Source organism: Janthinobacterium sp. SUN033, assembly GCF_030397595.1.
In the GTDB taxonomy this organism is placed as follows: Bacteria; Pseudomonadota; Gammaproteobacteria; order Burkholderiales; family Burkholderiaceae_D; genus Janthinobacterium; species Janthinobacterium kumbetense.
The window spans coordinates 533820-560518 of the sequence record NZ_JAPQNV010000002.1; the positions used below are offsets into that span (position 1 = coordinate 533820).

Here is a 26699-nt window from a genome sequence, read left to right on the forward strand (position 1 = left end):
AGCATCATGCAAACCCAGCCAACACCGATTTCCCAGATTATCTCGCCGAACGCCACGCCGGGCGCCGCCAACCGCAGCCAGCCGACCACCAGCGGCACGGCGGGCGACTTCCAGCGCACCCTGAACCGCCAGATCGAGCAGCGCCAGGCCAGCCGCAATATGGCGCAGGCGCAAGTACAAGCGCCTGCGCCGGCGGCACGTCCTGCCAGCCCCGCGGCCACACCGGCCCAGGCGCCAGCGAGCGAAGCGAAACCGGCGCCAACGGGTACCGAACAGGCGGCCAGCAGCGAACAGCCGCCAGCGCAATCCAGCGAGGCGGCTGCGCCCACCACCGCCGACAACACCAGCGCCCCGGCCGAGGCCAGCGTACCCGCCGCCCCCGTTACCGCGACAGTCGCGCCGCCAGCCGATCCGGCCGCCGAGATGCTGGCCCTGGTGGGCAGCATCCAGCTGGCCATCCAGCCGCCGGCCGCAGCCGCCAAGGCCGTGCCGGAACTGCCCGCGCGCGCCAGCATCAAGGCCGACGGCAAGAACCCGGCCACAGGCCCCTTGCTGGCAGCGGGCCAGGGCAGCGGCAAGGCTGCCGCCACCGTCATCGCGCAAGCCGACGGCGGCGACTTTGCCGACAGCCTGGGCCAGGCCCAGGGGAGGACGGTCGCCACACCGGGCGCCAGCGTGCCAACCGGCAAGGCCGAACCTGGCAAGCTGGCCATCGACGCCCAGCTGGCTGCCACCGCCAAGGCGGGCGCCGCCGTGGCCGAACCGATTCTCAAGGAAACACCTGCCGACCTGAGCCGCCTGGCGGCCCAGTTGCAACCGGGCGCGCTGCAACAGGCCGCGGCCGCCGTGGCGGTGCCGGCCGACAAGCTGACGGGCCGGGTCGGCACGCCGGCCTGGGACCAGCAACTGGGACAGAAAGTCGTGTGGATGGCGGCCGGCGGCGACCAGAGCGCCACCCTGACCTTGAATCCGCCCGACCTGGGACCTGTGCAAGTGGTACTGACAGTCACCAATGACCAGGCCGATGCCGCCTTCATGTCGGCCCAGCCGGAAGTGCGCCAGGCGCTGGAAGCGGCCATGCCGCGCCTGCGCGAGATGATGAGCGAAGCGGGCATCGCCTTTGGCAGCGCCACCGTCTCGGCCGGCACGCCGGAACAGCAGGACCAGGGTAACCGGGAAGCATCCGGCGGACGCCGTGGCAATGGCCAGGGCGGCGGCGTAGCGGGTGGCGAGATCGCCATCGCGCCGGCGGCAGGCGGGCGCAGCCGGCCCAGCCTGAGTGCCGTGGATACCTTTGCCTGAGGACAATTCGTCGTCCACCAGCCGCTGGCGCGCCCCCTGACGTAACTTTTCGTCTAAAAACAGCGAGTTGAGGGCGCTTCCGCCCTCTTTTCACTGCATCCTTCTGCGCAGAATTTGCCGATAATGACATAATGGCGTCGTGATCCACTTCCATGCACTCGAGTACCATTGAAAGCAAATCCAAAAATGAAAGCAGATCCGAAAGCAGATGCAGGCCTGGCTCCCGCCGGCGCCTCGAAAAAGAAGCTTCTGATCATCGTGCTGGCCTCGGTGCTGGTGGCTGGCAGTATCGGTGGCGGTGCCGCCTGGTATTTCCTGCATGGCAAGGTCGATAAAGAAGAATCGGCGCCCAGCAAGAAAAAACATGCCGCTTCCAAGGCAGGTCCGCCCGTCTTCGTGCCCATCGATGCCTTCACCGTCAACTTGCAGCCGGAAAATGGCGAGCAATACCTGCAAATCGCGTTTACCTTGCAGGCCAGCAGCCCGGAAGAAATGGACTTGATCAAGGTCAACATGCCGAAAGTGCGCAGCCGTTTATTGCTGCTGCTGTCCGGCAAGAAGGCGTCCGAACTCAATACCGTGGAAGGCAAGCAGCAACTGGCGGCCGAAATCATCAATCAGGTGAACCAGCCGTTCGAGGACAAAGGGCCGGAGCAGGACGTGACGGACGTATTATTTACCGCATTCATCATTCAATAAGCAGCCATGGCCGATAATTTCCTCTCCCAGGAAGAAGTCGATGCCCTTCTGAAGGGCGTCAACGGAGACCAGGACGACGCGCAGGCGCCGGAAGATGTCACGGGAGTTCGTACTTACAACCTGGCAACCCAGGAGCGCATCGTGCGCGGCCGGATGCCAACGTTGGAAATTATCAACGAGCGTTTCGCCCGGCTGCTGCGCGTGGGCCTGTTCAACTTCCTGCGCCGCAGCGCCGAAGTGTCGGTCGGTTCCGTGCGCGTATCGAAATACAGCGAGTTCATCCGTAACCTGGTGGTGCCGACCAACCTGAATTTGGTGCACATGAAGCCGCTGCGCGGCACGGCCTTGATGGTCTTCGATCCGGGCCTCGTGTTCTTGCTGGTCGACAACCTGTTCGGCGGCGACGGACGCTTCCATACGCGCGTCGAAGGACGCGACTTTACGCAGACGGAGCAGCGCATCATCCTGCGCATCCTCGACATCGTCTTCGAGGCCTACACCAAGTCGTGGGAGCCGGTCTTCCCCGTAGAGTTCGAATATATCCGTTCAGAAATGAACACGCAGTTCGCCAACATCGCCACGCCGAACGAGGTGGTGGTGGCGTCCACGTTTACGGTGGAATTGGGCTCCGTTTCCGGACAAATCCACTTCTGCATGCCGTATTCGATGATCGAGCCGATCCGCGATTCGCTGACCTCCAGCCTGCAGGGCGAGGCGCTGGAAGTGGACAAGCGCTGGATCCGCCTGATGACGCAGCAGATCCAGATCGCCGAAGTCGAGCTGGTCGCTTCGCTGGGCACGGCGCGCGTGTCGTTCGATGAAATCCTGAACATGAAGGTGGGCGACATCATCCCGCTGAATATTCCCGAACTGATCGCCGCCACCGTCGACGGCGTGCCCGTGATGGATTGCACGTACGGCGTGTTGAACGGACAATATGCGCTGAAGGTTGAAAAGTTGCTGGCTAACGCCGATAACATGAACAATCATTAAAAAATACCCGGGCCGCTGCGGCCCGCATCTGTACAACAGGAGAAACACATGTCTGACAACCAAGACGACCAAAGCGCGGAAGACGATTGGGGCGCGGCCATTGCCGAGCAGGCCAAGGCGGAAGCCGAAGCGCTGCAAAACCAGGCCGCCAATACGGCCAGCGCCGCCAGCGCCGCCGTGTTCAAGGACTTTTCCAAGCAGGCATCGAAGTCGGAAACGCACAACGATATCGATTTCATCCTCGATATCCCCGTGCAGCTGACGGTCGAACTGGGCCGCACCAAGATCGCCATCAAGAACCTGCTGCAACTGGCGCAGGGTTCCGTGGTCGAGCTCGACGGCCTGGCCGGCGAACCGATGGACGTGCTGGTGAACGGCTGCCTGATCGCCCAGGGCGAAGTGGTGGTGGTGAATGACAAGTTCGGCATCCGCCTGACGGACATCATCACGCCTTCCGAACGCATCCGAAAATTGAATAAATGAAGCCTGGCCTGTTGATTTCCACTGTGCTGCCGTTCCTGGCGGCATGCAGCATCGCGCACGCCGAACCGGCAACCGCGTCAGCGCCGGCGGCCAGCGCCGCCAGCACTTCCGTCGCGGCGGCAAGCGAGACACCGCCAGCCGCCACGGCGCCGGCCGCCTCGGCTGCAACGGCGGTGCCGGCCTCCGCGCCTGCCGCCGCCCTGCCCGCCATGCCGCCCGGCGCACCGATGACGATGGCGCCGACCAGTTCGGCCGGCAGCTTGCTGCAAACCATCTTCGCACTCGTGTTCGTGCTGGCCCTCCTGATCGGCCTGGCCTGGTTCATGAAGCGCTATGGCCCCAAGGTCATGGGCGGCAACAGCAAGATGCGCGTCGTCAGCTCGCTCAACCTGGGCGGACGCGAACGCATCGTCCTCGTCGAAGTGGCCGACCAGTGGATCGTCGTCGGCGCCTCGCCCGGCAGGATCAACGCGCTGGCCACCATGCCGCGCCAGGAAGGCGACTTGCCGCAACTGGCCACGGCGCAAAACGGCCCCGCGGCCGCCAATTTTTCCGAGTGGCTGAAACAGACCATCGAAAAACGCAATGGGAAATAAGCAGCAGATGGCGTGGTCCACCTTGAAGACTCCCCTGACCTGGCTGCTGGCGGCCGCCGCCCTGGCCTTGCCGCTGTGGGCCATGGCCCAGCCGGGCATTCCGGCCTTCAACAGCACGCCGGCCCCAGGCGGAGGCCAGAATTACTCGTTGCCGGTGCAGACGCTCATCCTGATGACGTCGCTCACCTTCCTGCCGGCGGCCCTCCTGATGATGACCTGCTTTACGCGCATCATCATCGTGCTGTCCCTGCTGCGCCAGGCCATCGGCACGCAATCGGCGCCGCCGAACCAGGTGCTGGTGGGGCTGGCCCTGTTCCTGACCCTGTTCGTCATGGGGCCCGTGTTCGACAAGATTTATACGGATGCGTATCTTCCTTATCAGGAAAACAAGATCACCATGCAGCAGGCGATGGACAAGGGCGTCGATCCCCTGAAAACCTTCATGCTCAAGCAGACGCGCCAGGCCGACCTGGCCCTGTTTGCCAAGATGTCGCGCTCGCCGGCCCTGCAAGGTCCAGAAGACGTGCCGCTGCGCATCCTCGTGCCCGCCTTCGTCACCAGCGAACTGAAGACGGCGTTCCAGATCGGCTTTGCCATCTTCATCCCGTTCCTGATCATCGACATGGTGGTCGCCAGCGTGCTGATGTCGATGGGGATGATGATGATGTCGCCGGCGACGATTTCGCTGCCGTTCAAGCTGATGCTGTTCGTGCTGGTCGATGGCTGGCAGTTACTGCTGGGCTCGTTGTCACAGAGTTTTTACTAGGGGAAATACGATGACACCCGAAAGCGTCATGACCCTGGGCCGCCATGCGATGGAAATCACCCTCATGGTGGCCGCACCGATGCTGCTCGTCGCCCTCATCATCGGCTTGATCGTGAGTATTTTCCAGGCGGCAACGCAAATCAACGAGGCGACCCTGTCCTTCATCCCCAAGCTGGTCGGCATTTTCGTCGCCCTCGTCGTGGCGGGCCCCTGGATGCTGTCCGTCATGCTCGACTACATGCGCCAGGTCTTCACGGGCATCCCGAACCTGGTGGGCTAGTGCTGCGCTTGTTGCCATGCTGACCCTGTCCAGCATCGAACTCAATACCTGGATCGCAGCACTGCTGTGGCCGCTTAGCCGCATCCTCGGCCTGATCGCGGCCGCCCCCCTGTTCGGCAACGCGGCCGTGCCCGCCACCGTGAAGGTGAGCCTGGGCGCCCTGCTGGCCATGATCATCGCCCCCACCGTGCCGGCCTTGCCTGCCGTCAACCCGATGTCCTTGCCCGGCCTGCTGATCCTCACGCAGGAGATGCTGGTGGGCCTGGCCATGGGCTTTTCCATCCGCATCGTGTTTTCCGCCATCGAAATGGCCGGCGAAATCAGCAGTCTCACCATGGGCCTGGGCTTCGCCTCGTTCTTCGATCCGCAAACCAAGGGCAGGTCTTCCGCCATCAGCCAGTTCCTCGTCATGCTGGCCACCTTGATGTTTTTGACAGTCAACGGCCACCTGGTCTTGCTGGCGGCGCTGGCGGAAAGCTTCGTCAGCCTGCCGATTTCATCGAGCCCCATCAGCGGCGGCGGTTTCCAGCAATTGGCGGCGTGGGGTGGGGAAATTTTCCGTTCCGGCCTGCAAATTTCGCTGCCCATCATCGCCGCCCTGCTGCTGACCAACGTGGCGCTGGGCATCTTGACGCGGGCCGCGCCGCAGCTGAACATCTTCGGTATCGGTTTTCCCGTCACCCTGGGCGTGGGCTTGCTGGTGATCAGTATGGTCCTGCCCTACCTGGCCACGCCCTTCCAGAACATGTTCCTGCGCGGCATAGAAACGGCGCGTCTGCTGCCGCGCGGCTTTGCCACGCGCGACCGGCCGCCGCCACCCCTGCCGCCGAATCCCTTGCGCCCTCCGGCGCCGGCCGCGCCGGCGCGCTGACTCACCGCGGGTCACTGCTCAGCGCCGCGCGCCAGCGCCGCATGTCGACGTTCAGGCGCAGCTGGTGATGCTTGACCAGGTAGCGCACGCCGACCAGCGCCGCCGCCAGGCCCGACAAGGCGGCTATGCCCAGCGCCCAGCGCGGGCCGAAGGTGTCGGCCACCCAGCCCACGATGGGCGCGCCCAGCGGCGTGCCGCCCGCCGAGATGGCCAGCACGATGGCCATCACCCGGCCCCGCATGGCGGGCGCCGTCGACAGTTGCACGCTGCTGTTGACGCTGGTGGTAAAGGTTTGCGCGGCGATGCCGATGACTACCAGCATCATGCCGAACAGCCAATAATTGGGCATCACGGCGGCCAGCGCGCAAGCCAGGCCGAACAGCGCTGCGGCGACCAGCAGCAAGGCCAGCGTAGGCTGGCCGCGCCCGGCCGCCAGCAGGGCGCCGGCCACGGAGCCGCAAGCCATCACGGAACTGAGCACGCCATACTGGCCGGCGCCCGCATGGAAGGCCGTCACGGACATGGTCGACAGGAAGATGGGGAAATTCAGGCCGAAGGTGCCGATCAGGAACAGCATCAGCAAAATGGCCATCAGGTCGGGCCGCTGGCGCACGTAGCGGAAACCGTCGCCCAGGCTGGCCCGCGTAGCCTTCAGGCGCGGCGCGCGGCGCAGCAATTCCACGCGCAGCAGCAACAGCGAACCGATCACGGCGGCAAACGAGACGGCGTTGATGATGAAGACCCAGCCGCTGCCGACGCTGCTGATCAGCAAGCCGGCCACGGCCGGGCCCAGCATGCGCGCCGCATTGAACGAGGTGGAATTGAGCGCCACGGCATTCGTCAAGTCTTCCTCGCCGACGATTTCGGCCACAAAAGTCTGGCGCACGGGCGAATCGAAGGCCGTCACGCAGCCCAGCAGGAAAGCAAACACATACACGTGCCACAGTTGCACGAGGCCGCTGATGCACAGCAAACCCAGGCCCAGCGCCAGCAAACCCATGGCCGCCTGCGTACACAACAGCAATTTCCTGCGGTCGAGCAAGTCGGCCGCCATGCCCGTCAGGGGCAGCAACAGCAGTTGCGGGCCGAATTGCAAGGCCATGACGATGCCGACGGCGCTGGCATTGTGCTGCGTCAATTCGCTCAGCACCAGCCAATCCTGCGCCGTGCGCTGCATCCAGGTGCCGATATTCGACACGACGGCGCCGCCGGCCCAGATACGGTAATTGGGAATGCGTAGCGAACGGAATGTGTTGTTCATCTGGGCGTGCGGGCTCCTTGCCGGGGTCGTGGTGGAAAATTCAGCGGATCACTCCGCCAAGCGTTTGAGTAGGGCCACCGCATGGTTCAGCTCGGTGACTTCGTCCGGCGTGAGCCGGGTTTCAATGGTGCGCGCCAGCCAGTCTTCGCGCGCGGCGCGGCTGGCCGCGATCCAGGCGCGGCAGCTGTCCGTCAGGGTCAATATCGTCTGGCGTCCGTCTGCGGGGTCGGGCGACCCCGTCACCAGCTGCGCCTCGGTCAGCGCCAGCACGGTGGCGGCCATCGACTGGGGCCGCATGCCTTCGGCGCGCGCCAGGCTGCTGGCCGTGGCCGGGCCGTCGCGTTCAAGACGGCTGAGCACGGATGCCTGCGACATGCTGACATCGCCCAGGTGCGCCTCTTCGCGCAGGCGGCGGCGCAGCTTGCCGACCAGGATGCGCAATTCGCCGGCCAGTTGCAGAACTTGTTCGTGGTCTTCTTGCGGGGTGGTCATGGCAGTCATGTAGTGGATCAACGGCCTCCACTATACCAGATAGACAGGTAGACTGCACAGTTTGCCTGCATATCTTATCAAGGAGGCCATCTTGCGGACGCAAAAAAGCCGGGGCAGGGAGATCTCCTCCCTGCCCCGGCTTGCCGGCCAGCCTGCGATGCGGTCCGCTTAGCTGATGTAATTGAACAGCGACAGGCCCGAGATCGAGGTAAACGACTTCTGCGCCGCCTGCAGGGTGATCTGCTGCTGGCTGAACAGGGAAATCGCCTTCACCATGTCCAGGTCCTGCAAGCCCGAGAGGGTGCTCGCATACTGCAGGTCGAGGTCGTCGCCGGCGCTGTCGAGCGTGTCGAGTTCCTTCAGCCGCGAACCGACTTCCGCGCGCACCGACAGCACGTTGTCATAGGCCGTATCGAGGATGTCGTGTGCCGCGTTCAGGCCGGCCGTCAGGCGCGCCTGCCCCGCGTCGCCGGAGGCCGGCTGGCCCAGCACACCGATCAGGTTGGTAATCGTGCTAAAGATCGATTCCTTGCTGCTGGGCTCCAGGGTGAACTTGTCCAGGTCGGCCGGCTTGCCCGCGACATTGACTTGCTGGCCGTCAAAGTTGATGGCATCGCCCGACTTGTAGGCCACCGGCACGGCCGGATTCGGGATGGTCTGGCCCAGGGTCACGTCCGTCACGGTATAGGTCGTGACGGCGGCGGTGCCCGTGCCCGTCACCTGGAAATCGATCGAGTACTTGTGCCCCGTCAACTTGGTGGGATCGGTGACGGTGCCGCCGGAAATGATGCCGGCGCCGCCGCGCGTGAAGTTGCCCGGATCGGCCGCCGTGGTGAACTTGCCGTTGCCCGTCAAATTATTCTCGAACACGGCCGCGCCCGAATCGCTGGTGGCCAGGTAGCGGGCCGAGCCCACTTGCAGTTCGCGCTGCCCCTGGTCACCTGCGTAGGTGGCGCCGCCCGGCGTCTGGCTGAACGGTTGCGTCGTCGACTTGTAGCCGCCGAACAGGTAGCCGCCCGCGTTGTCGGACGTGTTGGCGATGCCCAGCAGGTCCGTCAAACGCCCCTGCAGTTCCGTGGCCAGGCTCTGGCGGTCGACATCCTTCAAGGCCGGATTACCGGCTTTGAGCACCAGTTCCTGCACGTCGGCGAGCAGCGAGGTGGTGCTGGCCAGGGCCAGCTCTTCCTGCGAGAGGAAATTCTTGGCGTTCGAGCGGTTCGTCACGAATTGCGTGTTGATCGTTTGCGACTGCGTCACTTCCAGCGCGCGCGCCGAGGCGATCGGGTCGTCGGCCGGCGTCAGGTTGCGGCGATTCGCCGACAGCTGCATCTGGCTACGGTTCAACGCGCCCTGCAGGTTGTTCAGCTGCGTGCTGCCCGCGTCATAGATCATTTTTGTACTGATGCGCATGATGCTGCCCTTCCTGATGGCGGCGGACGCCAGGCGCCGCCGCTTGAATAATTAACGTCCGAGGCCGATGACCACGTCGAACAGGGTGCTGGCGATCTGCATGACCTTGCCGCAAGCCTGGTAGGCTTGCTGGTAGCGCAGCAGATTGGCCGCCTCTTCATCGAGGTTGACGCCGGAGACGGCTTGCTGCTGCGTGCTGGTTTGTTGCAACAACGCAAGACTGGCCAGGCCGCTGACCTGTACTTCGCGCGTCTTGTTGCCGACAAAACTGACGGTTTCCGCGTACGAACCCTGGAACGTGGCCTTGCCGCCGTCGAGAATGTTTTTCGTCTGCAAGCCCGCCAGCAGCGAGGCATTGCGGTTGTCGCCCACGCCGCCCGAGTTCGGCCCGATGGTGAACTTATCGCCCTGCGCGGGCGTCCCCGTCATGTTGACGTTGATGCCGCCAAAGCTGAAGCTGTCGCCTTCCGTGTACGGGATGTTCGCCGTGCCAGCCGGATACGTGGTGGTGGCGCCGTTCAAGCCTTTCACGGTCACGGCCTGGCCCGCGGGGAAACCCGACAGCGAAGTGGTCGCCTTGTCGTACGTCAAGGTGACGGGGCCCGTCAAGGCGTTGCCTGGCGTCAAATACGCCTTGTCCACGCTACCTGCGCCCAGCTTGCCGCTACCCGTGTTGCTGACGGGCGCAGCCGTGACGATCGGCGCGCCGGCGGCCAGTTTGTTGCGGTCGGTAATCGCCACGGCCAGGTCGGAAGCGCCGTGCGCCGTCGGCCTGACCATGAAGTTGTCGCCTTCGGCGGCCGCGCCCGAGATCGAGAAATCCACGCCGTCGATGGTTTGCGGCACGGTTTGCGGATACGGGTTGATGGTCGTTTTCGCGCCGTCGCTCTGGCGCGTCACCACATAATTGGAGCCGTCATACTTGACGGCATAATCGCTGGCCGTCAGCTTGGTCGGATCGCTGACCTTGGCCGACAGAACGGTCGTGCTAGTCGCATTGTTGCGGTAGTCGGCGCCGATGACGGGATCGGGCAACTTGAAGAAGTCGGTCCCCATGTCGCCATTCAAGTCCTGGCCCAGCTTGTGCTGTTCATTGAAGGTGGAAGCCAGTGCGATGGCGACCTTGCCCAGCGAATTCTGGATGCGGTCCAGGCTGCCGCTGCGGAATTCCAGCAAGCCGCCCAGCGCGCCGCCGCTGAGGGAGCTTTCCGACAGTTTGCTGACGCTCGAGCCCGTCACATAGCCGATGTCCAGGCGATTCGGATCCGTCGGCGACGGCGTGGTGGCCAGTTCAAAGTTCTTGTCGCCCACCACCAGCGGCTGGCCCGAGCCGATCGACACGGTAATCGAGTTGCCGGCGCCAGGCTGAACCGTTGCCTTGACGTATTTATTCAGTTCCGTGATCAACTGGTCGCGCTGGTCCAGCAAATCGTTGGGTTGATTGCTTTCATTCACGGTCAGGTTGGTAATCGAGGTATTCAGTTCCGCGATCTGCTTGGCGTAGGAATTGATCACCTTGACGTTCGACGTGATCTGCGAATTGACGCCGTCGCCGATCTCCGTCAGGCGCGCGCTGAGGCCCTGGAAACGGGCCGTCAGCGAGTTTGCGCTCGACAACAATGCCTGGCGCGACGACACGGACGAGGGATTCGAGCTGAAATCCTGCACGCCCTTGAAGAAATCGGCCATCGCCGGCGACAGCCCGGCCGTGGGGTCCGCCAGCATATTGTCGATCTGGGTGATCTGCGTGTAATACGCGTCGAGCGAACTGGTGGCCGACTGCGCGGCATTCACCTGGGCCGCCATGAAACCGTCGTACTGGCGCTTGACTTGCGATACCTCGGTACCATTGCCAACAAAGCCATAGCCGGCATTGTTGAACTGCGCCGTCTGCTGCAGCACCACCTGGCGGTTGTAACCGTCCACGTTGGCATTGGTGATGTTATGCCCGGTCGTCGACAGGCCCACCTGCGCTGCAAGCAAACCGCTCTTACCGATGCTGAGTAGATTCGAAGTCATGGTGTCTTATTGGTTACCGTCAAATGTATTTACGGCAGCCGCGGCGAAAACTTGAAGCGCGCGGCTTGCACGGGGGCAAGGCGGGGCGTCAGCCGACCAGAGAATTTTTAATAATTTTTGTCAATTTGGCAGCGTAATTCGGGTCCGTCGCATAACCGGCTTTCTGCAAGCCCTGAGCGAAGGTGCTGGCGTCGCCCGCGCTGGCCAGGACTTTTTCGTAGCGTTTGTTGTTGGTAATCAACTGCGCATAATCCTTGAAGCTGTCGGCATAGCTGTCATAGGCGCGGAATTTTTCCACCTTGCGCTGCGCCTTGCCATTTACATATTCCGTGGTGACGGCTTCCGTGACCTTGCCCTTCCAGTCGCTGGAAGCCTTGATGCCGAACAGGTTGTGGCTGCTGCTGCCGTCGCGGCTGATGATTTCGCGCTTGCCCCAGCCCGTTTCCAGCGCCGCCTGGCCCAGCATGAACTTGGCCGGGATGCCCGTGGCGCGGCTGGCTTCTTCCGCATGCACGCCCAGCTTTTCCTGGAAGGCGCGCACGTGCGGCGCCTGCGTGGCGTTGGCCTTGTCGCTCAGGGTCTTGCCGCTGGCGGCGGCGCTGCCGGCCCCCTCGGCGAGGGCGCCCTGCTGCTGGCGGAAGGCGGCCAGCGCCTGCGCCATGCTCGAGGAACGGGGCGACGGCGCTTCGGCGCCATCGGCGGCCAGCGCCTGGTTCGACGACGACAATTGGCGGATCAGCACATCCGCCAGGCCCGTGCCCCGCTTGGCCAGGTTCTGGCTCGTCTGCTGGTCCAGCATCGAGGTGTACATCTTGCTTTGCTGGCTGTCCATGATGCCGTCCTGCGGCGTGGCTTCGCGCATGCTTTTCATCATCATGTTGATGAACATGGCTTCGAATTGCGTGGCCGCCTCTTTCAGGGCGGCGGGGTCCTTCGCCTTGGCGGACTGGCGCAAGCCATCCATGCCTTTCACGTCATAGGCGGCGGTATTGCTGAGGTCGGTTTGACTGATCATGGCGTGTCCATCAAATGATTTCAAGTTCGGCGCGCAGCGAACCGGCCGCCTTCATCGCCTGCAGGATGGCCAGCAAGTCTTGCGGCGAAGCGCCGATGGCGTTGAGGGCCTTGACCACGTCGGACAGCGAGGCGCCGCCCTTGACCAGCATGACCTTGCCCGGTTCCTTCTTGATATCGATCTGCGCCGTCTGCGTGACCACCGTGCGCCCGCCCGACAAGGGCGCCGGCTGGCTCACTTGCGGCTCGACATTGATGGTGACGGACAGGTTGCCGTGCGAAATGGCGCACGTTTCCAGGGTCACGGACTGGTTCATCACGACGGAACCGGTGCGCGCATTCATGATGACCTTGGCCGCCAGGCGGGCCGGGTTGACTTCGATGCTTTCCAGCTGGCCCAAAAAGGACACGCGCTGGTCGCTGCCGCTCGGCGACTGCACCTGGATCACGCGGCCGTCGAGCGCGGCGGCCGTGCCGGCGCCGTAGCGGCTGTTGATGGCGTCGACCACGCGGCTGGCGGTGGCGAAATCGGTGGCGTTCAATTCCAGGCGGATGGTGTTGTTGGCGCCCAGCGCCGAAGGCACGGTGCGCTCGACGGTCGCGCCGCCCGAGATGCGGCCCACGCTCAGGTGATTGATGACGACGGAGCTGCCGGCCGCCTGCGCGCCCACGCCGCCCACAAGCACATTGCCTTGCGCCATGCCGTACACCTGGCCATCGGCGCCCTTCAGGGGCGTCATCAATAAAGTGCCGCCGCGCAAGCTTTTCGCATTGCCCATCGACGACACCGTCACGTCGAGCAACTGGCCCGGCTGGGCAAACGCGGGCAAGGCCGTCGTCACCATCACGGCGGCCACGTTTTTCAGCTGCAAACTGGTGCCTTGCGGCAAGTTGATGCCCTGCTGCTGCAGCATCGCTGCCACGCTCTGGATGGTGAACGGGGTTTGCGTGGTCTGGTCGCCGCTGCCGTCGAGGCCGACGACGAGGCCATAGCCCATCAGCTGATTCTGGCGCACGCCGGCGATGCTGGCCAGGTCCTTGATGCGTTCGGCTTGCGCCACGGGCGCCAGCAGGGAGATGGCCAGGCCGAAAATGGCGAGAAAGCGGGGAAAGGTCGACGTTGCCATGATCAGAACGGCAACAGGCTGAGGAAGAAGCGCGACGCCATCGACGCCATTTCGGCGCGGTCGATCTGGCTGTTGGTGCGGTATTCGACGCGCGCTTCGGCCACCTGGGTCGAGGGCACGACATTGCCCGTGCCGATGGTATCCGGATTGACCATGCCCGAGAAGCGGATGAATTCCGTGCCCTTGTTCATGGCGATCTGTTTTTCGCCGGCGACGATCAAGTTTCCGTTTGGCAATACCTCGATCACCGTCACGCCGATGGTGCCGGAAAACGTGTTGCTGGCGGACTGGTTGTCGCCGTCGGCAAATTTCGTCGCGCCATTCGCCGCCACGGTACCGCCGAAACGGCCCTGGGCGAAGCCGGGCGTGGAAAAGCCCACGCTGCCGGACTTGTTGCCGGAACTGGCGCCCGCCTTGACGGCATTCGTGCGCTCGGTGATGGCGATCGTCATGGTGTCGCCCACGTGGCGCGCGCGGCGGTCTTCGAAGGCGGGACGGTAGGTCGACGGCTGGTAGATGGAACCGTTGTTGACGACCACGGGTTCCGGCATCGGCGCGCGCGTGGTGGTGGGATATTGCACGATGGACGTAGGCGTGATGGCGCAGCCGGACAGCAGGACTGCAGAGAACAAAGCGATGATGGGGTATTGCATGGCGAACCTCCGCTGCCATCCGGCGGCGGATGGCATGACGACTATGAAAATTAAAGTTGCGACAATTTCTGCAGCATTTGATCGGATGTGGTGATGGCCTTGCTGTTGATCTCGTAGGCGCGCTGCGTCTGGATCATGTTGACCATTTCCTCGGCCACGTTGACGTTCGATGTCTCGATATAGCCCTGCATCAGCACGCCGGCGCCGTTGGTGCCCGGGGTGTTGGTTTGCGCCACGCCGGAGGCGCCCGTTTCCATGTACAGGTTTTCGCCCTTCGATTCCAGGCCGGCGGGATTGACGAAGGTGGTCAGCTGCAGCGAGCCGATTTGCGATGGCGCAACGGTGTCGGGCAAGGTGACGGAGACGGTGCCGTCGCGCGCCACGGTCAGGCTCAGCGCATTGGTCGGCACGGTGATGGCGGGCTGGATGACGAAACCTTCCGAGGTGACGAGCTGGCCGTTGGCGTCCGTCTGGAACGAGCCGTCGCGCGTGTAGGCGGTGGCGCCGTCCGGCATCAGCACCTGGAAGAAACCGGTGCCGTTGACCATCACGTCGCGCGAATTGCCCGAGGCCTGGGGATTGCCCTGCGTATGGATGCGTTCGGTCGCCACGGTGCGTACGCCCGTGCCGATCTGCAAACCCGATGGCAGCTGGGTCTGCTGCGACGATTGCGCGCCCGGCTGGCGCACATTTTGATACAGCAAGTCCTCGAACACGGCGCGCGACTTCTTGAAGCCGGTGGTGCTGACGTTGGCCAGGTTATTGGCGATCACGTCCATCTGCGTTTGCTGCGCTTCCAGGCCGGTCTTGGCAATCCAAAGGGAACGAATCATGATATTTCTCCAATAACAGCGCTAACCAGCCCTGTAGACTATTTCTATGCGACCATTATGCGGTGGCCCCCATCAATTCAAAGCGAGGATCTGGGTGGCTTTCGCCGCGTTATTCTCGGCATTCTTCAACAAGCTCATTTGCGTTTCGAACTGGCGCGCCAGGGCGATCATGCTGACCATCGAGTCGACGGGACTGACATTGCTGCCTTCCAGAGCACCGGTGGTCAGCTTGACGGCCTGGTCGGCCTGCGCCACCGTGCCATCCTTCAGGCGGAACAGGCCGTCGTCGCCGCGCACCAGTTGCTGCTCGGGCGGGTTGACCAGCTTGATGCGCCCCAGCACCGTCGAGGGGCCTGGCGGCACGTCCGTGGAAATCGTGCCCACCGTGCCGTCGCTGGCGATGGCCACCGTCACGCCGGGCGGAATCGCCATGGGGCCCGTATCGCCCTGCACCATCAGCCCACCCTGCGTTTGCAGCATGCCGTTTTCATTGAGTTTCAGGGCGCCGTTGCGCGTGTAGGCTTCGGAACCGTCGGCCGACTGCACCGCGATCCAGCCGCCGTTTTCCACGGCCACGTCGAGCGCGCGACCCGTGTGCTGCATGGGACCTTGCGTGAAATCGGAACCGACCGTCGAATCGACGACGAAGGCGCGCGTCGGCATCATGCCGTCGGCCACCACGGGCACGGCACGGAACGAGTCGAGCTGGGCACGGAAACCCGTGCTGGTGGCGTTCGCCAGGTTGTTCGCCGTGGTCGCCTGCTTGTCGAGGATGTGCTTGGCGCCCGAGCCGGCGGTGTAGATGAGACGGTCCATGTGTTTTCTCCGTGCAAAACGAAAGCCGGGAGCAGTCCGAAAGAACCGCTCCCCTTACTCTTAACGCAGGTTGACTAAGGTTTGCAGGACGGAATCCTGCGTCTTGATGGTCTGCGCATTCGCCTGGTAGGCGCGCTGAGCCGTGATCATGTTGACCAGCTCCGCCGTCAGGTCGACGTTCGACACTTCCACCGCCGAGGCGCGCAAGTTGCCCAGGGTGCCAGTCTTCGGTTCGCCCGTGATGGGCTTGCCCGAGGCCGAGCTTTCCACCCAGGCGTTGTTGCCCAGCGGCTCCAGGCCGTTCGGGTTGGTAAAGTTGCTCAACACCACTTGGCCCAGGGCGCGCGTCTTGCCATTGTTGTACTGGCCCTGGATGACGCCGTCGTCACCGACGATGAATTGGCTCAGCTGGCCCGCCTTGTAGCCGTCCGCTTCCGTTTTCTTTTCCGCCGTGGTGGTGCCCAGCTGGGTCGACCTGGTGAAGTCGACCTGGACCGACAGGGTCGCATTCGCGCCCGTGGCCGGGAAGATCGGCAGGTTGACGGTGACGGGCAAGGTTTGCGGCGGCGTCAGGGCCAGCATGGCGGCCCGGTCCAGGCTGCCGACCGTGTTGAAGACCAGGGAACCGGTCTTGACGGCCGGCACCACGGTCACGTTGCGGATGGCCTCGTCGATCTGGTCGGGCGTGCGGCTCGAGTTGACGCCGTTCGGCACTGCGCTGCCGTAGGTGGCGGCGATGGCGGCCAGTTGCGCCGGCGTGGCGCCCGCGGCGGCGGCGGCGGCCGAGACGGCGGCGCCGACCGCATTGCCATAGGCGACGGCGGCGGCCGTCACGTTGGCCGGCACCAGCGGCACGGCCGTGGCGGCGGCCTGGTAGGCGGCGCGCGCGGCCAGCGAGGCTGGGTCCGTCTGCAGGGCGGCCGCGACCTTCATGCTGGTTACTTCCGTGCCGTCAATGGCCGAGTAGACATCCCAGGTATTGGTGCCCGTCTTGACATAGAAATTGGCCATGTTGTGGGAATTGCCCAGCGAATCGAAGACTTCGACGGGGAACTGCTTGTGGTACGAGGTGTCGTCCGTCGACTTGAACGGCACCGTGGTCGGCATGGCCGTGTTCGAATTGAGGTTGACTTGCGTGTCGACCTTGGTCGTTGCCTGGGGCTTCATGTCCGACTGGTCGATCTGCAGGGGCACGACGGCGCCGGCGACGATCTTGCCGTTGACGTCGGCCGGATAGCCGGTCAGCTGCGCCAGCTGGGCGTTGACGATGAAACCGCTCTTGTCGACCTGGAACTGGCCATTGCGCGAATACTGGATGGCGCCGTTGACGCTGGTACGGAAGAAACCGCCGCCATTGATGGCGATATCGAGGGGATTTTGCGACGTTTCCAGGTTACCCTGGTTAAATTGCTGGGCGATTTGCGAGACCGACACGCCGATCCCCGCCTGGTTGCCGCCCACGCCATACAGCGAGTTGGCATAAATGTCGGCGAACTGGGCCTGCGACTGCTTGAAACCCACGGTCGACGAGTTGGCGATGTTGTTGCCGATGACGTCCAGCGATTTGGCGGCGCCATTCAAGCCGCTCAGGCCTTGTTGGAAAGACATTGTGTTCTCCTGGTAGAAATTAGGGGTAGAGGGTCACGCTAAGGGGAAGCGGCTTACAAAATCTGTTTCACGTCGGCCATGGTGATGCTGCCCACGCCCGGCACATTCAATTTCACGCCATTGGCGCCCGTCGACACGCTGGCAACCGAACCGAACATCAGCGCCGTTGCATCCTTGAGCTTGGTGCCGCCGCGCGTCGCTTCCACGGCGAAGGTGTAGGCGCCGTCGGCCAGCACGACCGGCTTGCCATCCTTGTCGAGGTCGGCGGTGGAACCGTTCCAGCCCAGCGGCAAGGTGCCCGCCGGCTGGGCGCCCAGGTCGATGGAATGGACTTCCTTGCCATCCTTGTAGATGACGACCTTGACCTTGTCGGCGGCCGTGGCCAGGTCCACGCCCAGCAGCGCGGCGCTCTTGCTCAGGTTGATGTCCTTGCCCGCCGTCAAGACGCCATGGCCGATGATGTTGGCCGCCTGCATCGATTCGGCTTGCTGGTAGCTGGCTTTCAAACTTTCCACGGTGGTATTGAGCTTGTTGACGCCCGTCACCGTCGACAGCTGGGCCAGCTGGCTGGTCAGCTGTGCATTGTCCAGCGGATTCATCGGGTCCTGGTTTTTCAGCTGGGTCACCAGCAGGGTGAGGAATTTGTTCGTTTCCGCTTCGACACTGCCTGCCTCGGCCGTCGTCTTCTTCGGATTCATCGTCGCCATCAGGTCGGTGACTTTGGAGGTGTTCGTATCGATGATTGCCATAATGATCAGTCAGCCTTATTGGCCGAGCGTAAGGGTTTTCAGGAGCAGCGACTTGGCCGCGTTCATGGTTTCCACATTGGTCTGGTACGAACGCGAAGCCGACAGCATGTTGACCATTTCGTCGACCGTATTCACGTTGGGCATGGTGACGTAGCCCTTCTCGTCGGCCAGCGGGTTCTTCGGGTCGTAGACCAGCTTCATCGGCGACGGGTCTTCGATCACCTTCTGCACCTTGACGGCCGTGGCGCCGTTGGCCATGGGCACGGCTTCGAACACCACCTGCTTGGCGCGGTAGGCTTCGCCCGTGGCGCTGGTGGCGCTGTCGGCATTGGCCAGGTTGCTGGCCACCGTGTTCAGGCGCTGCGCCTGGGCGCTCATGGCCGAACCGGAAACATTGAAGATATTAAATAGCGACATGATTATTGTCCTCCCTGGATGGCCGTCAGCATGCCCTTGATCTGCGAATTGAGGAACGTCACGGCCGCCTCGTAGCGGATGGCATTGTCGGCAAACGCGTTGCGCTCAAGATCCATGTCGACCGTATTGCCGTCGACGGCGCCCTGGGCCGGCGCGCGGTACAGCAGCGGCGTGCCGTCGGCCAGGGTCTCGACCTTGCCGCCACCGGGTGCGCCCGCAGCTGCGGCTACGCCCTTGCCCGGCATATGCTGCGGCGCCGTGCCCTTCAGGGCCGGCGGCACGCCATCCTTGCGCGCCATCGCCCCCTTCAGGGCGGCGGCGAAATCGACGTCGCGCGCCTTGTAGTTGGGCGTGTCGGCATTGGCGATATTCGAGGCGAGCAATTCCTGGCGCGTCGAGCGCAGGCTCAGCGCCGTCTCGTTGAAGCGCATGTAATCGTCGAGTTTCCCTATCATGTCAGGCTCCGGAAAGATCTGCCACTGGCGCCCGAGATGGCGGAAGGATGGCGGATTAGTGATGACAGGAAACATAGTAAGGGGCCCGCCAGCAAGACCATCGCCGGATCAGACCGTACTTTTACCCCTTAATCGGCGCTTCGATCGGGGCGGCGCGCACTATCATGGCACTATTCCAGAGGCCTATCACCATGAAAACACCGCTCGCTTTCTTCTTTGCTTTTGCCGCCCTGCCACTGCTGGCGCAGGCGCAAAACGCCGGCCGGCAAACGCCGGAAGCGCTGCGCAGCAGCGTGGAACAATTCCTGCAGGTGCAAAGCAACGGCTTGCCCGGCAAGGTGACGGTCACCGTCGGCGCCGTCGATCCGCGCCTGAACCTGGCTGCCTGCCCCGCGCCGCAGGCGTTCATGGCGCCGGGCGCGCGCGCCTGGGGCAAGACCACCGTCGGCGTGCGCTGCACGGCGCCCTCCAGCTGGACTATTTATTTGCAAGCGAACGTGGCCGTCGTCGGCGACTACGTGGCCAGCGCCGTGCCGCTGGCGCAAGGACAAGCCATCGACGCCAGCCAGCTGGTGACGATGCAGGGCGACCTGGCCGCATTGCCGGCAGGCATCGCCACCGACATGGCCCAGGTCGTGGGCGCCAGCACGAATATTTCTTTGCCGCCAGGCACGCCGATGCGCCTCGACACCCTGCGCCGCAAACCGGTGGTGATGCAAGGCCAGCTGGTGCGCGTCGTTTCGAGTGGCAACGGTTTCCAGGTGGCATCAGAAGGACGCGCCATCGGCAGCGCCGGCGATGGTCAGACGGTGCAGGTACGCACGCAGAGCGGCCAGCAGATCAGCGGCGTGGCGCGGGCTGGCGGCCTGGTGGAGGTGGCGTTTTAAACACGGATGGACAGCGATATTGTGGTCTGGCGCACTAAAGTTTCGGCAAAAGGTGCCGATAATGACACATATCCCGGAGTTTTTTGACTTCGACCAGACGAGGATCACGCTGTGAAAATTACCGATAACACCATTAAAAGCAATCCCGGCCTGCCGGTGGCGCCCGCGAGTACCTCCGGCGCCCGGAATGCCGAGAAAGCCCAGGCAACACCGACAACGTCGGACAATGTACGCCTGTCGCCGCAAGGACAGGCATTAGCGGCCAGTGCAACTGCCGGCAGCGGCGCCGTGTTCGACACGAAAAAAGTCGAACGCATCAAGCTCGCGATCGCCGACGGCCAGTTCCAGGTCAACTCAGAAAAAGTGGCGGACGGTCTCCTCGACACGGTCAAGGACTTGCTGCACTCACGAAATAGATAGGTTCCCTCATGCAATCAGTGACTCCGTTTTCCAGCCTGCGCGACGAGCAACAGCTCATGACCACATTGCTGGCATTGATGAAAGAAGAACAGCGGCATCTGGTTGCGGCTGACATCGATGCAATCACGGAGCTCACGGCGCGCAAGACGGCACTGGTAGGACAATTGAGCCAGCTGGCGGCGCAACGCCACCAGGCGCTGGCGGCGGCCGGTTTCACGGCGGCAGAAGCGGGCATGGAAGACTGGCTGGTCGGCGCCAATGAAGCCGACGCGGCGCCCCTGTGGAAAGCCCTGCTCGAGACGACGCGCGAAGCCAAGGAACAAAACCGCCTGAACAGCCTGCTCGTCAACAAGCACATGCTGCACACGCAAGGCGCCCTGAACGCCATGCGCCCCCCGGCCCAGAGCGGCAATTTCTACGGCCCCAGCGGCCAACCGACGACGAACACGGCCAGCCGGCGCGTCGTCATCGGCTGATTTCCCCTAGTTAACAGCAATTCCCCGGCAAGGCGCAGCCGCCTTGCCCTTCAACCGTGCGCGGGACGCCCCGCATGCTGGCGGTATTTCGCCACGATGGCTTGCGCCCTGGCGCTGGCGGTCGCTTGCTGCTCCGGCGTCAGTTCCGCCTGCAGCCAGTGCCAGTACTCATCCTGGTAGGGATTGGTGACGCCGGGCGCGAGGATGTCGTCGTAGACCTGGCGCAGCGCCAGCAGGTAGCCATATGCTTGCGGCGCATCTTTCTGCACCACCTCGCCATCGCGCAGATACGCCATCATCAGAGTCGACACGCTGGTCAGCTCCGCCTCGTCCGCCTGCGCCGTCAGCTGGGCGATCGCTTGCCGCTTCCACGCCTGCACCAGCGGATCGTCGGGGCGGTTGCGCAGCGCGCTGCGGTCGCCGAACGGCCCTTCCGACAGGAAGATAGTCGCCGCGCCGGGCACGCCCGCCCTGGCGGCAGTCGCCAGGTAGCCGAGGCGCTCCTCGCGCTGGCGCTGCGTCAGGCCCGCGCACAGCTGCTGCTGGGCGGCTTTTTCCTGCGCCGTCATCTCGCGCCCCAGCTCGAATTCCAGCCCCGGCAAGCGCCTTTCTTTCTCAAATGAAATGCAGTCGTCGAGCAGATTGTAGGCCGCATACGCGTCTTCCGGCTTGCCGCTGGCCGCCAGGCGCGCGAGCTGCTGCGCCAGGGTGACGGGCATCGGCGCGGCATCGGCGACCGGGCTGGCATCGATATTCAGATACGATTCCAGGCTGCGTCCCGCCGGCGCGCCAGCGGCGGAGACGGCGGCAGCGTCCGGCGCGCCGCTCTCGGGAGCGGGCCAGTACGCGAGCGCCAGCGCTGCCGCGATGGCGGCGGCGATGGCCAGGCCGGTGAATTTGACGTTCATGGTGAGGAAGCGCGTGGATGGGAAACGCACGTTACCACAGGCGCGCGGCGGCGGGCCGCACGCCTCCGCACGCTCAGCCGCCGGCCTTTTTCGGCTGGTGGCCCAGCTTGACCAGCGCGGCCAGGATGGCGTCCACATGGTCGCCCTGCACTTCGATCACGCCATCCTTGACGGTGCCGCCCGAGCCGCACTGCGTGCGCAACTGCTTGCCCAGCAGGGCCAGCGCGACGGCGTCCAGCGGCAAGCCCTTGACCACGGTGACGCTCTTGCCGCCACGGCCCTTGGTCTGGCGCGAGACGCGCACCACGCCATCGCCCGCGGGCGCGGCCTTCGCTTGCGCCTTGCACGCGCACTGCGCCAGCGGCTGGCGGCAGGCGGGACACATGCGGCCCGTTTCAGTGGAATAGACGAGACCGCCCAGGGAGCTGCTTTTCATGAGGGAACGATAAAAGAGGAAGAAAGCGCGATTGTACCAAGCGGCAGCCCGCAGTTGACGAGCGTCAGTTGGCCGGCGCAGGCGCCACGGGCGCCGTCGGCACTTCCGTCACCGTTTCGGGGATGCCCGACAAAATCGTCACGGCGACCCGGCGGTTGCGCGCGCGCCCTTCCGGCGTGGCGTTCGGCGCCACGGGGATATTGTCGGCGTGGCCCACGGCCGTCAGGCGCGACGCCTTGACGCCGCTGGCGATGAACAGGCGCACCACGGCGCTGGCGCGCGCGGCCGACAATTCCCAGTTCGAGGCAAAGGTCGAATTGCTGATCGGCTGCACATCCGTATGCCCTTCCACCTGCACGTCGTGCGTGTCGTCCTTGAGCAGCACGGCCACGGCGCGCAAGGCCTGGTCCGACTCCGCCGTCAAGCCCGCCGCGCCCGGATCGAACAGCACGCTGGCATTGATTTCCACGCTCACGCCGCGGCTCGTCTGCGTCACCCGCACCTTGCCTTCCTTGACCAGCGGCGCCAGGGTTGACGTCAAGTCCTGCGCCAGGCGCGTCATGTGTTCGCGCTCGCGGCGGATGGCTTCCGTGCGGCGTTTCAGGGCGGGGTTCGGCAACGGGATGGCCTGCGGCGCTTCCATGATGATGGGCGGCGCGCCCTTTTCCAGGCTGAATGCCTGGCCGATGGCATTCTGGAAGACGCGGTATTTGCCTTCGTTGACTTGCGAAATCGCATACATGACGACGAAAAAGGCGAACAGCAGGGTGATGAAGTCGGCGTACGAGATCAGCCAGCGGTCCTGGTTGTCCGGTTCCTCGTCATACTTCCTGCGCGCGCGCCGCATCATGGTCAATGCTCGTGCAAGAGGCTGGACACGCGCTCTTCGATGATGCGCGTATGGTCGCCCGTGGCGATGTCGTACAGCACGGCGGCCGTGATTTCATACTGCACCACGCGGCGCGAAACGATGGCCTTGAGTTTATTGGCCACCGGCAGGAACAGCAGGTTGGCCAGGCCCACGCCATAGATGGTCGACACGAACGCCACGGCGATGCCGCCGCCCAGCTTGCTGGGGTCGGTGAGGTTTTCCATCACGTGGATCAGGCCCAGCACGGCGCCCAGGATGCCGATGGTGGGCGAATAGCCGGCCGCCGATTCCCACACCTTGACGGCCTGGCGCTCGGCCATTTCGTAGGCGGAGATTTCCACGTCGAGCAACTGGCGCAGCTTGTCGGGCGCGATGCCGTCGACGATCATGCGCAAACCCTTGGCGTTGAAGCGGTCGGCCGTGTTTTCCATCAGGCGTTCGAGCGCCAGCGGGCCGTCGCGGCGCGCCGTCAGGCTCCATTGCCCGATGTCGCGCGCCAGCGCGGCGCGCGTGTCGGACGGCGGCAGGAACACCCAGCGCAGCATTTCCAGGCCGCGGACAAAAGTGCGCAGCCGCGTCTGCAGCAGCACGGCGCCGAAGGTGCCGACGATGACGATGGCAAAGGCGGCCGGCTGCAGCAGGGAGGCCATCTTGCCGCCTTCCAGTGCCTGGCCGACCAGCAGGCCCGCCAGCGCCAGCGCCAGCCCGATTACGCTGGACCAGTCCACGCCAGCTCCCTCAAGGTTGCGCGCAGGCGTGCGACGGCCTGGGTATGCAGCTGCGAGACGCGCGATTCGGATACGCCCATCACCGCGCCGATCTCCTTCAGGTTCAGCTCTTCTTCGTAATACAGGCCCATGAGTATTTTCTCGCGTGGCGGCAGCGCGTCGATGGCATCGATCACGGATTGCCGGAAATCGGTATCGAGCAGGGAACGCAAGGGATCGCTGTCCTCGTCCACGCAGTGGCGGTCGAGGAAGCTGTCATTGCCGTCCGGGTCATGAAAGTCTTCGTAGTACACGAGCTGGTGGCCGCCGCCGTCGCCCAGCATTTCCTGGTAGTCGGCCAGCGACATTTTCAGCAGCTTCGCCACTTCCGACTCCGTCGGCGGATGGCCGAGGCGCTGCTGCAGGGTGCTCATCGCCTCTTCGATCTTGCGCATGTTCTGGCGCATGCTGCGCGGCAGCCAGTCGCTGGTGCGCAATTCGTCGAGCATGGCGCCGCGGATGCGCAGCACGGCATACGTCTCGAACTGCGCGCCATGCGTCTCTTCATAGCGCGTAATGGCATCGAGCAGGCCGATCATGCCGGCCTGGATCAGGTCATCGACCTCGACCGAAGGCGGCAATTTCGCCTTCATATGGTGCGCCAGACGCTTCACCAGCGGAATATGCTCCGTCAGCAAATAGTCCTTGTTCGATTTCCCTTTGACCGTGTACATAGGCTGCTTATTGTTTTCTCATCTTATCTGGTGCTGCGGTTCGATTCAGGCGCTGAACTGGTGCGGGCTCCCCGTCTGGTACAAGGTGCCGCCGAGCACCGGCGCCGCCGAACGGGCCAGCCGCTCGGCCAGTCCGCGAAACGCCACCGATGCTCCCGCCAGCGGAAACGCATCGACCACGCTGCGGCCCAGCCGCGCCGCGCGGTGCAGATACTCGTCGGCAGGCACGGACCCCATCGAAGTCAGCTTCACGGCCAGGTAGCGGCTCGCCGCCTGCGCCATATTATCGTATACCACTTTTGCTTCGGATTCGGAAGCGCCGGTGACGAGAATGCCGAACGGACGGCGTCCCAGTTCCTGGCTCAGGCGCTTGATCAGGCAGTACGCCGCCTTGATCGAGGTGGCGCTGGTCGAGACTTGCACGACGATATCCGACGACGCCATCAGTGGCACGGGGAAGCAGGCGCCCTCGTCCGCCACGACGCCGTCGACCAGCACGATGCCGCTCTGGCGCGCCAGCACCTCGAACGTCTTGCCCAGGCGGCGCAGTTCATCCTCGCCCGCATAATCCATGCTGTCCATCAAATGGTTGCGCGCGCCCAGGCTGGCCACGCCGAAGCCTTGCGGCACCTGGTGGATGACCTGGTTCAAGCCGCACTGCTGGCGCGCCACGTCGCGCAGGCTGGCGCCGTGCGCCAGTCCCAGGCGCGATGCCACGCCATCGCTGCCGCCGCTGGCGTCGAACAGCAGCACGTCATTGCCGCCGTAGACGAGCGACGCGCCCAGGTTGACCAGCATGGCGCCCTTGTCGTCCTGCGGCGTGGCCGAGAGGAACGTCATGACGCGCGGCTGCGGGCCGGCCAGCATGCGGCGCAAGCCTTCGGCCTGGTCGAAATCGAAATTAGCCAAGGTGCACCCCGCGCGCTTCATTGTTGCGGGCGGCCGCCTGCGCCATCAGGAGCGGCAGTTCGGCGTCGGAAAACTGCGTCGCAGCCGCATCGCGCTTGAGCTTGAAGGCACGGTCGATCAGGTAGCCGCGGTCGGCCAGGTACAGGTCTTCCGGCACGCGCTGGCCGTTCGACACATAAAACAGGTTCAGCTTCTGGCGGATCACCACGTCGAGCACATTGCCGATCGAGGCCGCTTCATCGAGCTTGGTCATGATGCAGCCGGCCAGGCCGCTGCCCTGATACGCGCGCACCACTTCATTCAACGTTTCCTGCGTGGCCGTGGAGTTCAGGCACAGCAGGCGCTTCACGTCGGCGCCGGCGCCCGACAGCATGGCCACCTGTTCCGTCACCATCTGGTCGCGCTGGCTCACGCCCACCGTATCGATCAGCACCGTGTGCTTGTTCTTCAATTCTTTCAGGGCGATGCGCAAGTCCGCCTCGTCCTTCACCGAATGCACCATCACGCCGAGGATCTTGCCGTAGATGCGCAGCTGTTCATGCGCGCCGATACGGTAGGCATCCGTGGTGATCAGGGCCAGCTTTTCCGGGCCGTGGCGCATCACGCAGCGGGCCGCCAGCTTGGCCGTGCTGGTGGTCTTGCCGACGCCCGTCGGGCCGACCAGGGCAAACACGCCGCCCTGCTCCAGCATGGCGTCTTCATTGGCCACAGTATTCAGGTTACGGCTGAGGACCGTCTTGATCCAGCGCATGCTTTGCGCGCCGTCGAGGCCGGCCGGCAGCTTGTCGATCAGGTAGCGCGCCAGGCTGGCCGAGAAGCCGGCCGCCAGCATTTCGCGCAGCACGACGGCTTTTTGCGGCTCGCGCTGCTGCGTCGAACCCCACGAGATTTCCGCCAACTGGGTTTCCATCATGCCGCGCATGGCGCGGATTTCATTCATCATGCCGCTCATCTCGGCGGCGGCGTTTTCCTTGACGTGCGCCAGCGCGCTGGCCATCATCTGCTGCATGCGGGCCATGTCCACTGGCTCGGAGGCAGCCTGGCGCGGCGCGGCAGGACGTGGCGCGGCCGGACGCTGGGCCGGGGCGGCCGGACGCTGCGGCGTGGCGAACTGGGTCTGCAACTGGGGACGGGGCTGGGCCATTTCGGAGGCGGCCGGCGGCGACGCCAGCGAAGCGGCGTCGTCATTGGCCAGCGCGAGGATTTCCACCACGCCATCGGCCTGGCGGTTCGACAGGATCACGGCGTCGGGGCCCAGCGCTTCGCGCACCTTGCGCAGCGCATCGCGCGACGAGGCGCCCGTAAATTTCTTCACATTCATGACCGGCCTCCCAGGGCGGGGGTGGCGCAATATTGGCTGAACTGTGTGACCATCGTCGACTCCTGTTGCTTGAGTGCTGTCTTCCACATGGACACAGATCACCCGGACAGTTTCCATTATTAGCGATGCTTACAGGAAATGATCGAAGGAACAGGACGGGAAAGTACCCGTTATTCAGTTTGCCGA

At 64.1% G+C, this 26699-nt stretch carries 31 protein-coding genes; 11 read left to right on the forward strand and 20 right to left on the reverse strand.

What is annotated here, in order from left to right; translation table 11 throughout:
* The first annotated feature begins 6 nt into the window (after positions 1-6).
* The 8 genes from OX460_RS10995 (at position 7) to fliR (ending at position 5990) form a co-directional block, all read left to right on the forward strand.
* On the forward strand, positions 7-1302 hold the full coding sequence (locus OX460_RS10995; RefSeq protein ID WP_289898650.1) for a flagellar hook-length control protein FliK: 1296 nt from the start codon (positions 7-9) through the stop codon (positions 1300-1302).
* A gap of 186 nt (positions 1303-1488) precedes the next feature.
* Positions 1489-2001, forward strand: a complete 513-nt coding sequence (gene fliL / locus OX460_RS11000) for a flagellar basal body-associated protein FliL (protein WP_289898651.1) — start codon at positions 1489-1491, stop codon at positions 1999-2001.
* 6 nt (positions 2002-2007) lie between these two features.
* Positions 2008-2994 (forward strand): flagellar motor switch protein FliM, encoded by a 987-nt coding sequence (gene fliM / locus OX460_RS11005; protein WP_034754035.1) that lies wholly within the window; start codon positions 2008-2010, stop codon positions 2992-2994.
* Positions 2995-3042: 48 nt separating this feature from the next.
* On the forward strand, positions 3043-3477 hold the full coding sequence (fliN, locus tag OX460_RS11010) for a flagellar motor switch protein FliN (RefSeq protein WP_034754038.1): 435 nt from the start codon (positions 3043-3045) through the stop codon (positions 3475-3477).
* Positions 3474-4073 (forward strand): flagellar biosynthetic protein FliO, encoded by a 600-nt coding sequence (gene fliO, locus OX460_RS11015; protein WP_289898652.1) that lies wholly within the window; start codon positions 3474-3476, stop codon positions 4071-4073. The genes fliN and fliO overlap by 4 nt, the downstream gene beginning before the upstream one ends.
* Before the next feature lie 82 nt (positions 4074-4155).
* Positions 4156-4839 (forward strand): flagellar type III secretion system pore protein FliP, encoded by a 684-nt coding sequence (gene fliP / locus OX460_RS11020; protein WP_233516144.1) that lies wholly within the window; start codon positions 4156-4158, stop codon positions 4837-4839.
* A 10-nt stretch (positions 4840-4849) separates the two neighbouring features.
* Positions 4850-5119 (forward strand): flagellar biosynthesis protein FliQ, encoded by a 270-nt coding sequence (gene fliQ, locus OX460_RS11025; protein WP_035821365.1) that lies wholly within the window; start codon positions 4850-4852, stop codon positions 5117-5119.
* A 16-nt stretch (positions 5120-5135) separates the two neighbouring features.
* Positions 5136-5990: a flagellar biosynthetic protein FliR gene (fliR, locus tag OX460_RS11030; RefSeq protein ID WP_251350718.1), complete on the forward strand. Its 855-nt coding sequence runs from the start codon at positions 5136-5138 to the stop codon at positions 5988-5990.
* A 1-nt stretch (position 5991) separates the two neighbouring features.
* On the opposite strand, the gene OX460_RS11035 is transcribed toward fliR, so the two are convergent.
* The 13 genes from OX460_RS11035 to flgB all read right to left on the reverse strand — a co-directional run bounded on the left by OX460_RS11035 (position 5992) and on the right by flgB (position 18844).
* Positions 5992-7251 (reverse strand): MFS transporter, encoded by a 1260-nt coding sequence (locus OX460_RS11035; protein WP_251350717.1) that lies wholly within the window; start codon positions 7249-7251, stop codon positions 5992-5994.
* Between the two features lie 48 nt (positions 7252-7299).
* Positions 7300-7743, reverse strand: coding sequence for a MarR family transcriptional regulator (locus OX460_RS11040; RefSeq protein ID WP_251350716.1), 444 nt, complete (start codon positions 7741-7743; stop codon positions 7300-7302).
* Positions 7744-7911: 168 nt separating this feature from the next.
* Complete coding sequence (gene flgL, locus OX460_RS11045; protein WP_180278709.1) at positions 7912-9153, reverse strand: flagellar hook-associated protein FlgL; 1242 nt, start codon at positions 9151-9153, stop codon at positions 7912-7914.
* Positions 9154-9204: 51 nt separating this feature from the next.
* The gene (flgK, locus tag OX460_RS11050; protein ID WP_289898653.1) at positions 9205-11172 is read right to left on the reverse strand and encodes a flagellar hook-associated protein FlgK; all 1968 of its coding nucleotides are present in this window, start codon (positions 11170-11172) and stop codon (positions 9205-9207) included.
* A gap of 88 nt (positions 11173-11260) precedes the next feature.
* A complete protein-coding gene (flgJ, locus tag OX460_RS11055) occupies positions 11261-12187 on the reverse strand; it encodes a flagellar assembly peptidoglycan hydrolase FlgJ (protein ID WP_289898654.1) in 927 nt (308 codons plus the stop codon).
* Between the two features lie 10 nt (positions 12188-12197).
* On the reverse strand, positions 12198-13313 hold the full coding sequence (locus tag OX460_RS11060; RefSeq protein WP_099666858.1) for a flagellar basal body P-ring protein FlgI: 1116 nt from the start codon (positions 13311-13313) through the stop codon (positions 12198-12200).
* A gap of 2 nt (positions 13314-13315) precedes the next feature.
* A complete protein-coding gene (locus OX460_RS11065) occupies positions 13316-13966 on the reverse strand; it encodes a flagellar basal body L-ring protein FlgH (protein WP_099377950.1) in 651 nt (216 codons plus the stop codon).
* Between the two features lie 50 nt (positions 13967-14016).
* Positions 14017-14799, reverse strand: coding sequence for a flagellar basal-body rod protein FlgG (flgG, locus tag OX460_RS11070; protein WP_034754070.1), 783 nt, complete (start codon positions 14797-14799; stop codon positions 14017-14019).
* A gap of 72 nt (positions 14800-14871) precedes the next feature.
* On the reverse strand, positions 14872-15615 hold the full coding sequence (locus tag OX460_RS11075) for a flagellar basal body rod protein FlgF (protein WP_070253727.1): 744 nt from the start codon (positions 15613-15615) through the stop codon (positions 14872-14874).
* Positions 15616-15675: 60 nt separating this feature from the next.
* Positions 15676-17223, reverse strand: coding sequence for a flagellar hook protein FlgE (locus OX460_RS11080; RefSeq protein ID WP_099666857.1), 1548 nt, complete (start codon positions 17221-17223; stop codon positions 15676-15678).
* A gap of 53 nt (positions 17224-17276) precedes the next feature.
* Positions 17277-17972, reverse strand: a complete 696-nt coding sequence (locus tag OX460_RS11085) for a flagellar hook assembly protein FlgD (protein WP_099666856.1) — start codon at positions 17970-17972, stop codon at positions 17277-17279.
* Positions 17973-17987: 15 nt separating this feature from the next.
* Positions 17988-18389 carry a flagellar basal body rod protein FlgC gene (gene flgC / locus OX460_RS11090; protein WP_071075845.1) on the reverse strand — a complete coding sequence of 134 codons (402 nt, stop codon included), beginning with the start codon at positions 18387-18389 and terminating at the stop codon, positions 17988-17990.
* 2 nt (positions 18390-18391) lie between these two features.
* The gene (gene flgB, locus OX460_RS11095) at positions 18392-18844 is read right to left on the reverse strand and encodes a flagellar basal body rod protein FlgB (RefSeq protein WP_099666855.1); all 453 of its coding nucleotides are present in this window, start codon (positions 18842-18844) and stop codon (positions 18392-18394) included.
* A gap of 191 nt (positions 18845-19035) precedes the next feature.
* On the opposite strand from flgB, the gene flgA reads away from it, so the two are divergent.
* From flgA to OX460_RS11110, 3 genes are all read left to right on the forward strand, one after another.
* The gene (gene flgA / locus OX460_RS11100) at positions 19036-19731 is read left to right on the forward strand and encodes a flagellar basal body P-ring formation chaperone FlgA (protein ID WP_289898655.1); all 696 of its coding nucleotides are present in this window, start codon (positions 19036-19038) and stop codon (positions 19729-19731) included.
* 111 nt (positions 19732-19842) lie between these two features.
* A complete protein-coding gene (gene flgM / locus OX460_RS11105; RefSeq protein ID WP_034787161.1) occupies positions 19843-20151 on the forward strand; it encodes a flagellar biosynthesis anti-sigma factor FlgM in 309 nt (102 codons plus the stop codon).
* A gap of 8 nt (positions 20152-20159) precedes the next feature.
* The gene (locus OX460_RS11110) at positions 20160-20627 is read left to right on the forward strand and encodes a flagellar protein FlgN (protein ID WP_099666853.1); all 468 of its coding nucleotides are present in this window, start codon (positions 20160-20162) and stop codon (positions 20625-20627) included.
* A gap of 50 nt (positions 20628-20677) precedes the next feature.
* On the opposite strand, the gene OX460_RS11115 is transcribed toward OX460_RS11110, so the two are convergent.
* The 7 genes from OX460_RS11115 to flhF all read right to left on the reverse strand — a co-directional run bounded on the left by OX460_RS11115 (position 20678) and on the right by flhF (position 26513).
* The gene (locus OX460_RS11115; RefSeq protein ID WP_289898656.1) at positions 20678-21565 is read right to left on the reverse strand and encodes a hypothetical protein; all 888 of its coding nucleotides are present in this window, start codon (positions 21563-21565) and stop codon (positions 20678-20680) included.
* Between the two features lie 43 nt (positions 21566-21608).
* Positions 21609-21971: a translation initiation factor Sui1 gene (locus tag OX460_RS11120; protein ID WP_251350711.1), complete on the reverse strand. Its 363-nt coding sequence runs from the start codon at positions 21969-21971 to the stop codon at positions 21609-21611.
* Between the two features lie 64 nt (positions 21972-22035).
* On the reverse strand, positions 22036-22818 hold the full coding sequence (gene motD, locus OX460_RS11125) for a flagellar motor protein MotD (RefSeq protein ID WP_077409251.1): 783 nt from the start codon (positions 22816-22818) through the stop codon (positions 22036-22038).
* Positions 22819-22823: 5 nt separating this feature from the next.
* Entirely contained in the window at positions 22824-23570 is a 747-nt protein-coding gene (locus OX460_RS11130) for a flagellar motor protein (RefSeq protein ID WP_099666849.1), read from the reverse strand.
* Positions 23552-24283: an RNA polymerase sigma factor FliA gene (locus OX460_RS11135; RefSeq protein ID WP_077407859.1), complete on the reverse strand. Its 732-nt coding sequence runs from the start codon at positions 24281-24283 to the stop codon at positions 23552-23554. The genes OX460_RS11130 and OX460_RS11135 overlap by 19 nt, the downstream gene beginning before the upstream one ends.
* A 45-nt stretch (positions 24284-24328) precedes the next feature.
* Positions 24329-25192 carry an antiactivator of flagellar biosynthesis FleN protein gene (locus OX460_RS11140; RefSeq protein WP_289898657.1) on the reverse strand — a complete coding sequence of 288 codons (864 nt, stop codon included), beginning with the start codon at positions 25190-25192 and terminating at the stop codon, positions 24329-24331.
* Positions 25185-26513: a flagellar biosynthesis protein FlhF gene (gene flhF, locus OX460_RS11145; protein ID WP_034785293.1), complete on the reverse strand. Its 1329-nt coding sequence runs from the start codon at positions 26511-26513 to the stop codon at positions 25185-25187. Before flhF ends, OX460_RS11140 begins: the two co-directional genes overlap by 8 nt.
* Between the last annotated feature and the right edge of the window lie 186 nt (positions 26514-26699).

What these genes read in the sequence shown, in the direction of transcription:
- OX460_RS11085 (WP_099666856.1), bottom strand. Translation starts at nt 17,972, where the DNA reads ATGGCAATCATCGATACGAACACCTCCAAAGTCACCGACCTGATGGCG.
- OX460_RS11120 (WP_251350711.1), bottom strand. Translation starts at nt 21,971, where the DNA reads ATGAAAAGCAGCTCCCTGGGCGGTCTCGTCTATTCCACTGAAACGGGC.
- fliP (WP_233516144.1), top strand. Translation starts at nt 4,156, where the DNA reads ATGGCCCAGCCGGGCATTCCGGCCTTCAACAGCACGCCGGCCCCAGGC.
- motD (WP_077409251.1), bottom strand. Translation starts at nt 22,818, where the DNA reads ATGCGGCGCGCGCGCAGGAAGTATGACGAGGAACCGGACAACCAGGAC.
- OX460_RS11035 (WP_251350717.1), bottom strand. Translation starts at nt 7,251, where the DNA reads ATGAACAACACATTCCGTTCGCTACGCATTCCCAATTACCGTATCTGG.
- flgG (WP_034754070.1), bottom strand. Translation starts at nt 14,799, where the DNA reads ATGATTCGTTCCCTTTGGATTGCCAAGACCGGCCTGGAAGCGCAGCAA.
- fliM (WP_034754035.1), top strand. Translation starts at nt 2,008, where the DNA reads ATGGCCGATAATTTCCTCTCCCAGGAAGAAGTCGATGCCCTTCTGAAG.
- OX460_RS11135 (WP_077407859.1), bottom strand. Translation starts at nt 24,283, where the DNA reads ATGTACACGGTCAAAGGGAAATCGAACAAGGACTATTTGCTGACGGAG.
- OX460_RS10995 (WP_289898650.1), top strand. Translation starts at nt 7, where the DNA reads ATGCAAACCCAGCCAACACCGATTTCCCAGATTATCTCGCCGAACGCC.
- OX460_RS11110 (WP_099666853.1), top strand. Translation starts at nt 20,160, where the DNA reads ATGCAATCAGTGACTCCGTTTTCCAGCCTGCGCGACGAGCAACAGCTC.
- OX460_RS11040 (WP_251350716.1), bottom strand. Translation starts at nt 7,743, where the DNA reads ATGACCACCCCGCAAGAAGACCACGAACAAGTTCTGCAACTGGCCGGC.
- flhF (WP_034785293.1), bottom strand. Translation starts at nt 26,513, where the DNA reads ATGAATGTGAAGAAATTTACGGGCGCCTCGTCGCGCGATGCGCTGCGC.
- flgL (WP_180278709.1), bottom strand. Translation starts at nt 9,153, where the DNA reads ATGCGCATCAGTACAAAAATGATCTATGACGCGGGCAGCACGCAGCTG.
- flgK (WP_289898653.1), bottom strand. Translation starts at nt 11,172, where the DNA reads ATGACTTCGAATCTACTCAGCATCGGTAAGAGCGGTTTGCTTGCAGCG.
- OX460_RS11060 (WP_099666858.1), bottom strand. Translation starts at nt 13,313, where the DNA reads ATGGCAACGTCGACCTTTCCCCGCTTTCTCGCCATTTTCGGCCTGGCC.
- flgC (WP_071075845.1), bottom strand. Translation starts at nt 18,389, where the DNA reads ATGTCGCTATTTAATATCTTCAATGTTTCCGGTTCGGCCATGAGCGCC.
- fliN (WP_034754038.1), top strand. Translation starts at nt 3,043, where the DNA reads ATGTCTGACAACCAAGACGACCAAAGCGCGGAAGACGATTGGGGCGCG.
- OX460_RS11065 (WP_099377950.1), bottom strand. Translation starts at nt 13,966, where the DNA reads ATGCAATACCCCATCATCGCTTTGTTCTCTGCAGTCCTGCTGTCCGGC.
- OX460_RS11075 (WP_070253727.1), bottom strand. Translation starts at nt 15,615, where the DNA reads ATGGACCGTCTCATCTACACCGCCGGCTCGGGCGCCAAGCACATCCTC.
- flgA (WP_289898655.1), top strand. Translation starts at nt 19,036, where the DNA reads ATGAAAACACCGCTCGCTTTCTTCTTTGCTTTTGCCGCCCTGCCACTG.
- fliQ (WP_035821365.1), top strand. Translation starts at nt 4,850, where the DNA reads ATGACACCCGAAAGCGTCATGACCCTGGGCCGCCATGCGATGGAAATC.
- flgJ (WP_289898654.1), bottom strand. Translation starts at nt 12,187, where the DNA reads ATGATCAGTCAAACCGACCTCAGCAATACCGCCGCCTATGACGTGAAA.
- fliO (WP_289898652.1), top strand. Translation starts at nt 3,474, where the DNA reads ATGAAGCCTGGCCTGTTGATTTCCACTGTGCTGCCGTTCCTGGCGGCA.
- fliL (WP_289898651.1), top strand. Translation starts at nt 1,489, where the DNA reads ATGAAAGCAGATCCGAAAGCAGATGCAGGCCTGGCTCCCGCCGGCGCC.
- OX460_RS11080 (WP_099666857.1), bottom strand. Translation starts at nt 17,223, where the DNA reads ATGTCTTTCCAACAAGGCCTGAGCGGCTTGAATGGCGCCGCCAAATCG.
- fliR (WP_251350718.1), top strand. Translation starts at nt 5,136, where the DNA reads ATGCTGACCCTGTCCAGCATCGAACTCAATACCTGGATCGCAGCACTG.
- flgB (WP_099666855.1), bottom strand. Translation starts at nt 18,844, where the DNA reads ATGATAGGGAAACTCGACGATTACATGCGCTTCAACGAGACGGCGCTG.